Source organism: Microcystis sp. LE19-195.1E (assembly GCF_027532095.1).
In the GTDB taxonomy this organism is placed as follows: Bacteria; Cyanobacteriota; Cyanobacteriia; order Cyanobacteriales; family Microcystaceae; genus Microcystis; species Microcystis aeruginosa.
In genome coordinates this window covers 1-6,901 of the sequence record NZ_JAPZSZ010000358.1, presented here as the reverse complement: position 1 = coordinate 6,901, position 6,901 = coordinate 1, and the positions used below count along the sequence as shown (strand labels likewise).

Sequence of the window (6,901 nt, the reverse complement as noted above, 5' to 3'; positions counted from 1 at the left end):
GAGGAACGCAACCAAGCACAACAAGAACGCGACCAAGCACAACAAGAACGCAACCAAGCACAACAAGAACGCGATCGCGCTTTTGCCCGATTACGGGAATTGGGCATTGACCCGACACAGTTGTGACTATAATTAATCTTCAGCGGAGATACCGTCATCTTCCACCACCGCTTCGGTGATAGGAGAGGGGGGAATTTCCGTTAAGGGAGATAAATCCGCAGGGGGGGCCACCACGCGATCGAGTTTTAGGGTTAAATAACGAATAACCTCATCACTTAAACGCATGGCCCGTTCCATGGGGGCGACTTGTTTGCCGCTGGCCTGATAATTCATCTGCACATAGACACCATCATTGAGTTTTTTGATGGGATAGGCCAGACGTTTTTTACCCCACACCTTCACTTGAATGTCTGTGGCGCTGTGTTCGGTAATCAGAGTCCGATAACGTTCCACTTGTTGCTGAACGACTTCTTCCCCTAAATCGGGACGGAGAATGTAAAGAGTTTCGTAGTTATTGCTCATCTCAGAATCCTTATGGACTAGAAGGCTTCTTTGTCAAGACCGGAGGTTAATTGATTTTCATAACTCTCTAGCTTTTAATAAAGAAGCAAGGATATATGATCATACTACTATCCGAGAGTCGATCGCTAGTCATTCCCAGAAAAATATGGCGCAACGCTATGTACGAGTGAAACATCGTCAAGGACAAATCTTCTACGGACTGTTACAGCTAAACCGTAGCGTTGCCGTCTTTGATGCCCCTCCCTGGCAAGGAGGGCAACTAACCAAGCTAGAATTAGAACCCGATAGCTACCAACTATTAGCCCCCTGTTTCCCGTCGAAAATTATTGCCGTGGGCAAAAATTACCGCGCCCACGCCGCCGAGATGGGAACACTTGTACCGGAAGAACCGCTTTTATTTCTCAAGCCACCGACGACAATTATCGCCGATGGTGAAACGATTTTTTATCCGCCCCAATCGGAAAGAGTGGATTATGAGGGAGAATTGGCATTAATTATCGGAGAAACCGCCAAAAACTGCACCACAGCCCAGGCCAGAAGTAAAATCTGGGGTTATACCATTGCTAACGATGTCACCGCTAGGGATTTACAGAAAAAAGATAGCCAATGGACGCGGGCGAAAGGATTTGACAGTTTTTGTCCCCTCGGCCCCTGGATTGTCCGGGAATTGAGTATCGGGGCGCAATTAACCACTTTTCTCAATGATGGCAGCGAACCCAAACAAAGCAGTTATCTCAGCGATATGGTCTTTCCTCCCGATGTCTTGGTGGCTTATATCTCTCAAGTGATGACCCTGCTGCCGGGGGATGTGATTTTAACGGGAACTCCCGAAGGAATCGGACCGATGCAGGTGGGGGATAAGGTTCGGGTGGAAATAGAAGGCATCGGGGTTTTGGAAAATAGCGTCATGGCAGCAGAAATCAATTAACGATAATTAACAATCCTGGCGAAGACGGCGGGGTCTAGACTTGCCCCACCGACTAAAGCCCCGTTTATCTGCGATTGAGCCATAATTTCATCGATATTATCGGGTTTTACCGAACCACCGTACTGAATGGTTACTTCGGGATTGTCTAATTGTTGCCGAATCAAACCGATAACGCGGTTGGCTTCCTCGCTTTCGCAGGTTTCTCCCGTGCCAATCGCCCAGATGGGTTCGTAGGCGATAACGAGGTTTTTTTGGTCAACATTGACTAAACCCCCTTGAATTTGCTTGATAATTACCTTTTCCGTTTCTCCGGCATCTCTTTGGGCTTTACTTTCTCCCACGCAGATAATCGGGATTAAACCTTGTTTTTGGGCAGATATAACCCTTAAATTGACGGTTTCATCGGTTTCGCCGAAATATTGCCGGCGTTCACTGTGACCGATAACCACATAGTGAACCCCAATTTCGGTTAACATATCCGCCGAGATTTCGCCCGTATAAGCCCCCGATTTTTCCCAGTGGACATTTTGCGCCCCCAAGCGAATACGACCGCCGTGGAGGGTTTTAGAGATGACAGCTAAAGCTGTGAAAGGGGCGCAAAGAACTACTTCTCGGTCGTCGGGGGTTTCATCTAGATGGGATTTAAAATCTTGCAAAAACTCCAAAGCTTCTCTCTGGGTTTTGTGCATTTTCCAGTTACCTGCAATAACAACTTTCGGCACAGCTTAATTAATTTAGTAGATTTGATAATTTATGGTACATTTTACTGTAAGCCTTTTTGTTACCCTAAGCAAGATCACCGATAATCGCTGTTTGTCGTGAACAGATTTTTTTTAATACTTTTACCTGTACCTAGGGTTTGCTGAATAAATCTAAAAACTTTGTTTGATAAGGCTTTTAGACTTTTTTGACCTCAAAAAGTGCCTACCATTGGAGGGATCGGGGGTAAAATTCCTGGACTTTTTCCCTGAAAATTAGGTAACTGACCACCTCAAAATCGGTAAAACCCTACACCCTACACCCCACACCCCACACCCTGCCCCCACGAAAAACTTTTTGCCGCAAACCCTACCTATGCCCTAATCCCCTACCAAATCCTCATGCGAACCTTAGCAATCGGCGATATTCATGGTTGCTCGAAAGCTCTAGATCACTTACTAGAGATCGTCAACCCCAAACCGCAAGATACTTTAATCACCCTCGGTGATTACGTTAATAAGGGCAGAGACTCGAAAGGGGTGATCGATCGCCTGATTTCCCTACATAAACAGGGAAATTTGATTCCCCTCAAAGGTAATCACGAGATTATCATGCTGCAAGCCCGTAATAACCCCCTCAAACAGCGTCTCTGGTTAGAAAAAGGCGGTAAAGCCACCCTCAAATCCTATAGCGAAGGCCACCTGATTAAAATTCCTGAATCTCACTGGGATTTTTTAGGAAAAGTCTGTATAAATAGCTACGAAACTGCAAATCATTTATTTGTTCACGCTAGTCTCGATCCCCATCTACCCCTAGCCAGACAACCAGAATACAAACTCTTTTGGGAGAAATTTCAATATCCCGCCGCCCATAGTTCAGGAAAAACCATGATTTGCGGTCATACCAGCCAAAAAAGCGGTAAACCGGTTAATCTCGGCCATGCCATTTGTATTGATACTTGGGCCTACGGCCAAGGCTGGTTAAGTTGTTTAGATGTGGAAACGGGGAAATTGTGGCAGGTTAACCAGCGAGGAAATTTTCGGATTAGCCATATTCAAGATTATTATCGTCCATCCTCTCTACGTCAGGACATTAAGGACGGTTCGCCGATTTTTGGCGGTTCACTCTTGTCGAGAGCGGCAGCAATAACATTTAAGGGCAAATAACTGGGGTAAACTCCCTCGCGAGCGCGTTCAATATCCGTTTCCTCTAGGGGAAGTTGGTATTTAATCGCAATTGCCTTGAGGATATCGCTGCGATCGATCACTCCCGCTACGGCGGAGGCTGGTGTTAACACCGTGATCATTCGGTCCGGGATGGTTTCCAATTTCTGCACCACCGTCACTAAGGGGGTTTTTTCCTCAACAGTGGGAATTTCCGCGAGGGGATGGGCAATATCAAGCAGTTGTTTTTCTGACCAGAAACTCCGCTCGATCGCCTGTAAATCTTCCACCCGAATTAATCCCCGATAACGCCCCTCGGAAGCGGCAAAATAAGCAGTATTGGCAGCCGCTCGGTCTAAAACGTATTCTTGGGCGAATTCCTCTAGGGTTTGATGGGCGTTTAAAACCCGCAAATGTCTGCTCATCACCTCTCCCGCTGTGAAATTGAGGAGACTTTCCTGTAAATTAGTTAAATTATCGTAGGCGCTGGCATTTCTGAGGATAAACCAGCCTATTAATCCTAACCAGGCACCCCCCACATCTGCCGTCAAGAGAACCAAGAAAATCCCCAAAATAATCCCCAACCAACCGATGAATTGACCACTGATCGCAGCCCAATGTAAACCCTTCCAGCGATCGCCAGTCGCTTGCCAGACCATTGCTTTTAAAATTTGACCCCCATCGAGGGGTAAACCGGGGATAAGATTAAATAGAGCCAAAAACAGGTTAATTATCGCTAAATGCCCGCATATATAAGTTAAATTGGCGTTTAAATAGGGTAAGTGACTGGCTAGGGATAAGAGACAAAACAGGAGAAAACTAACGGCGGGTCCAGCGATCGCTACTTGCAGGGCCTCTGGAGGAGTCCGAGATTCTCGATTGATCGAGGCCATACCTCCAAAGAGAAACAGGGTAATGGAATTGACCTGGATGCCTTGGGACCGGGCCATTAAACTATGACCTAATTCGTGGAGTAAAACCGAGATAAACAGCAATAAAGCCATGATTAAACCAAGTAACCACGCTAAAACAGAACTCTGGGCGGCCAGAGACTGAATTTCTGCATCAGTGGCATTGATCAAGGTGACAAAAGCCAGAATCAAAAACCACGAGGAATCAATATAGAGAGGAATGCCCAATAAAGAGCCGATTCGCCAATTTGTACGCATAATTTTCAGTGGGGAAATGGGGAAATGGGGAAGTGGGGGAATGGGGAAGTGGGGGAATGGGGAAGTGGGGGAATTCAACTAAAACCCGAAAACCCGAAAACCCGAAAACCCGAAAACCCGAAAACCCTAACCCCTAACACCTGTCCCCTTTTAGGACATTTGGAAAATAAAAGTCATTTTGTCCCCTTTACCGAGGGAAATGCGATCGCCTGCCCGGAGACGATGACGATTGCCGGGGGGTAGGGGAGTGTGATTAACGTAGGTTCCGTTAGCGCTGCCGCTGTCTTCGAGGTAATAGATGCCCGCTTCGACACGGATATCGGCATGAACCCGGGAGACGATATCAGAATCGGGAAAACCGGAAACATCGATATCGGGGGGAATGCGATCGTTAGGTTTGCCGATATGAATTACCGATAGATGTAGGGGTAATTCAATTTTGCTATCGGTTTGCAGGTGCTGCAAACTAGCTATTTCCGTCTGTAAGCGGGTGGCAGCCCGAACCGGTGGAGGGGCAACAGGAGGAGGTGCGATCGAGGCGACGGTGGGTGTAGGGACTGGTGGGAGGGGTTCAGGTTCCGATTCGGGTTGGGCTGCCACCATGGGAACGGAATTAGGCTGTAAATTGTAGCCACACTGACCGCAAAAGGTGGCATCAGTTTGGATGGTTGCCCCACAATTAGGACAGGAAGACATCCGCGGCAAGGGAGTGTAACAGGCCTCGCATTGACTGGCCTCATCGGGGTTAGTATGTTCGCAATTAGGACAAACGATCATTTTTAAGTAAAAAGTAAAAAGTAAAAAAGCAGATTAGGGGTTAGGTTTTAGGGTGTTGGGGTGTTGGGGTGTTGGGGTGTTGGGGTGTTGGGGTGGTCACTGCGTGCGCGTTGCGGGGGGTGTTAGGGTTTTGGGGTGTTGGGGTTTTAGTTGAATTTCCCTATTCCCCTATTTCCCTATTCCCCTATTTCCCCATTCCCCTATTCTCTAGACAAAAGAGGAACCAGCGGCCGCATCGAGCAACCAATATAATTCCCCGGCCGGGGGGTGGATGAGACGGGAAGGATAGGAGAAAGAGTCACCATAGGCAGAGAAAATCTCATGTAGAGCGGGGCGTTTACTTTCGCCAGCAGCGATAAAGATCACACAACGGGCCTGATTGATCAGGGGAACGGTAAAAGTTAAGCGGGGATTGCCGTCTTTCTCGCCGACGGTGATACAGCGATCGCTCACCGTTAAAGCTGCCGTGTGGGGAAAGAGAGAGGCGGTGTGACCATCATCGCCCATTCCCAATAAAATCAGGTCAAAAACGGGAAAATCGGGAGAATTGACCCCAAACCATTGGCGGAGATGCTCATCGTATTTTTGGGCGGCCAGCTGGGGATCGGGGTCATCCGTGGGAACATGATGAATATTAGCGGCCGGGATCGGTATGCGATCGAGCCATGCTAACCGGGCCATGCGTTGATTACTGTCAGGATGATCGGGACTAACGTAGCGTTCATCTCCCCAGAAAACGTGAATTTTTGACCAGTCGAGGGGTTGAGAGGATAAAGCCTCGTAGAGAGGTTTCGGGGTACTACCGCCGGACAGAGCGATGGTAAAATAGTCCTGTTGTTCGAGGCTGGTTGTGATTTTTTCCAGAACCAGTGCCAGAGATTTTGCGATCAGAGCTTGTTTATCAGCTAAAACTTCCACCAATTTCTGCATGGGTTTTGTTATCAACTCAGGGGGCTGTCTTTACTATAGGCTAACCATTCAGGACTCATCTGAGAGCTTGGGAAAATTTTATTCTTTGACAGCCTCTGTCTTAGGTAAGAGATACGGGGGGAAAACCTCGTCTGAGAGCTTGGGAAAATTTTATTAGACCTGCTGCAAAAGTAAGTTATCGAGGCACTATCGGGTTAAAATATCTAAAAAAATGGATAAATTTGACATAATATTAGGTTTTATCGATATTATAGTTTTCTATTGTCTTTTTTCTCCTCCTGACGACCGTCTCCTATCGACCGTCTCCTCGCCTAACGGCAGATTTTTGATTTTTGCAGGAGATCTATTCTTTGACAGGGATAAGTTTACCGATGCCATATTGAGGTAATATTTCTAGAGTCGATTCTCGAAGGGGGTTGACAAGCAGAACGATTTGACATAGGGTTTAGCGGGAGGTTGAGCGAGAGTTAATTAGAAATTGCAGTTTGTCAGAGTGCCTCTCGGCAAAATCCTTCTGGGAATCCCCAGCGAGAACTTTTAAACAGACTAGTCACTAACCCCGCCCTAAAAGCGACGGGGCTTGCCTAAACCAATTTAGGCGACGCAAGTAGAGACTACCGCATCGAGACACCATCTGGCACAGACCTCCGAATACTTCCCTAGTTCGGATTCCCTCTCAGCTTTATTGGTAAAGCGTTGTTAGACAAGACATC

At 47.3% G+C, this 6,901-nt stretch carries 7 protein-coding genes; 2 read left to right on the top strand and 5 right to left on the bottom strand.

Annotated features, from left to right (window positions below; translation table 11 throughout):
- Positions 1-132: 132 nt before the first annotated feature.
- Positions 133-522, bottom strand: a complete 390-nt coding sequence (gene rpsF / locus O9300_RS19175) for a 30S ribosomal protein S6 (protein WP_004163403.1) — start codon at positions 520-522, stop codon at positions 133-135.
- Positions 523-667: 145 nt separating this feature from the next.
- On the opposite strand from rpsF, the gene O9300_RS19170 reads away from it, so the two are divergent.
- Positions 668-1,450 carry a fumarylacetoacetate hydrolase family protein gene (locus tag O9300_RS19170; protein WP_287973420.1) on the top strand — a complete coding sequence of 261 codons (783 nt, stop codon included), beginning with the start codon at positions 668-670 and terminating at the stop codon, positions 1,448-1,450.
- Here O9300_RS19170 and tpiA read toward each other — a convergent pair.
- A complete protein-coding gene (tpiA, locus tag O9300_RS19165; RefSeq protein ID WP_287973419.1) occupies positions 1,447-2,172 on the bottom strand; it encodes a triose-phosphate isomerase in 726 nt (241 codons plus the stop codon). The genes O9300_RS19170 and tpiA overlap by 4 nt on opposite strands.
- A gap of 378 nt (positions 2,173-2,550) precedes the next feature.
- Between tpiA and O9300_RS19160 the strand changes: the two genes are divergently transcribed.
- Positions 2,551-3,315: a metallophosphoesterase family protein gene (locus O9300_RS19160; protein WP_079205978.1), complete on the top strand. Its 765-nt coding sequence runs from the start codon at positions 2,551-2,553 to the stop codon at positions 3,313-3,315.
- Here the strand turns inward: O9300_RS19160 and O9300_RS19155 are convergent.
- From O9300_RS19155 to pgl, 3 genes are all read right to left on the bottom strand, one after another.
- Positions 3,234-4,481 (bottom strand): site-2 protease family protein, encoded by a 1,248-nt coding sequence (locus O9300_RS19155; RefSeq protein WP_287973417.1) that lies wholly within the window; start codon positions 4,479-4,481, stop codon positions 3,234-3,236. The two genes, O9300_RS19160 and O9300_RS19155, sit on opposite strands and share 82 nt — an antisense overlap.
- A gap of 150 nt (positions 4,482-4,631) precedes the next feature.
- A complete protein-coding gene (locus O9300_RS19150; RefSeq protein ID WP_287973413.1) occupies positions 4,632-5,258 on the bottom strand; it encodes a double zinc ribbon and FHA domain-containing protein in 627 nt (208 codons plus the stop codon).
- Between the two features lie 207 nt (positions 5,259-5,465).
- Entirely contained in the window at positions 5,466-6,188 is a 723-nt protein-coding gene (gene pgl, locus O9300_RS19145; RefSeq protein ID WP_287973411.1) for a 6-phosphogluconolactonase, read from the bottom strand.
- Between the last annotated feature and the right edge of the window lie 713 nt (positions 6,189-6,901).